This window comes from Methylobacterium variabile, from assembly GCF_001043975.1.
Classification (GTDB): domain Bacteria; phylum Pseudomonadota; class Alphaproteobacteria; order Rhizobiales; family Beijerinckiaceae; genus Methylobacterium; species Methylobacterium variabile.
Genome location: NZ_LABY01000367.1, coordinates 1 through 1324 on the forward strand (window position 1 = coordinate 1; position 1324 = coordinate 1324).

Sequence of the window (1324 nt, forward strand, 5' to 3'; positions counted from 1 at the left end):
CCAAGACCGTTGGCGCCTGATCGCTGCCCGCGCTCTACCTCGTCGCCGGCAAGGTCAGCCGGCTCGCGCTCCGCGCCGAACCCCCTGGGTAATTACCCCGGCCCTACACGCCGAAGACCAACGGCAAGACCGAGCGCTTCGTCCAGACGTCCTTGCGCGAGTGGGCCTGTGCCCGCGCCTACGACACCTCGGAGCAGCGTCGCGCGGAACTGCCCGCCTTCCTGTTCCGCTACAACGGGCAGCGCCCACACGGCGGCATCAACGGCAGAACACCCATCAGCCGCCTCGGCTTGGCCGAGGACAACCTGTTGAGCATCCACATCTAGATGTTGGTGAAAACGGCCTTGATGTAGACGGCTATGCTGCTCGAACTTCTTCCCGCCCCGAGCGGAGTGCGGCGTAGTAGCTGGAGCGGCTGATGCCGAGGATGCGGCAGGTCTCCGGCACCGTCGTCTCCGGGTCGTCGTGGGCGAGCAGAACCTGCCGGATCAGGGCGGGGGTGAGCTTCGGCGGGCGACCGAAGCGCACTCCCCTCTCTCGGGCGAGAGCGGCGCCCGCCTTGGTGCGGGCGAGGATGAGGTCGCGCTCCAGAGCGGCGACACTGCCAACGACAGTGATGAAGAAGCGCCTCATGGCCGAGCCCGTGTCGATCTGTTCGCGTAGGGAGACGAGCTTGGCGCCCTTGGCCTCGATCTTCTCGACGATCTGGAGAAGGTGCAGCGGGGAGCGCGCGAGTCGGTCGAGGGCGAAGACGGCGATCTGATCGTCCTGGCGGAGAAGGTCGAGGACGCGTCGAAGCTCGGTGCGACCGCGTCGGGCGCCGCTGGCCTTCTCGCGGTAGACGTCGCGATCGTCGACGCCAGCCTTGGCGAGGGCGTCGAGTTGGATGGTCCAATCCTGGTCTGAGGTTGAGACCCGGCTGTATCCGCACCTACGCCCGACCGTGGCACCGCCCATCGTGCAGAAACTCCCGTCTGTCTCTCCTGACTTTGTGCACGGACTTCCTGGACGATCATCGCCTTGAGGGCGGGCGTGGTCCGGGCGGCGTGCGAAAAGCCAAGAGTTGTTGTACAGCCAGGGTGGCACGATCTGGCGGTTCGGCAACTATTATCGATCGGGCGCTTGATGTGATTGCCGTGCGGACGACCGGCGGCATGATCGGGTGAATGGGTTCCGAGAACCGGCGCCACGACTATGCTCCGATTGCTGACGTACCTCCACATGGGACCTGAGTGCTATGAACCGGTGCGTATGGGAGATCTAAACAGGCGCTCGGAGAAGCACGCGCGCCGAAAGTTAGTTGGCACTTCGAGCGAAGGCGTTC

At 65.2% G+C, this 1324-nt stretch carries 1 protein-coding gene and 1 pseudogene; one reads left to right on the forward strand and one right to left on the reverse strand.

Features of this window, described 5'->3' with window-relative positions; translation table 11 throughout:
- Positions 1–98 precede the first annotated feature (98 nt).
- Positions 99–326, forward strand: a pseudogene (locus VQ02_RS36445) (integrase core domain-containing protein); the annotation flags it as partial.
- Between the two features lie 31 nt (positions 327–357).
- On the opposite strand, the gene VQ02_RS33005 reads toward VQ02_RS36445, so the two are convergent.
- Positions 358–957 carry a recombinase family protein gene (locus VQ02_RS33005; RefSeq protein ID WP_048448501.1) on the reverse strand — a complete coding sequence of 200 codons (600 nt, stop codon included), beginning with the start codon at positions 955–957 and terminating at the stop codon, positions 358–360.
- Positions 958–1324 lie beyond the last annotated feature (367 nt).

Bases quoted from the DNA above. Each gene is read 5' to 3' on its own strand.
- VQ02_RS33005 (WP_048448501.1), bottom strand. From the start codon at position 957: ATGGGCGGTGCCACGGTCGGGCGTAGGTGCGGATACAGCCGGGTCTCA.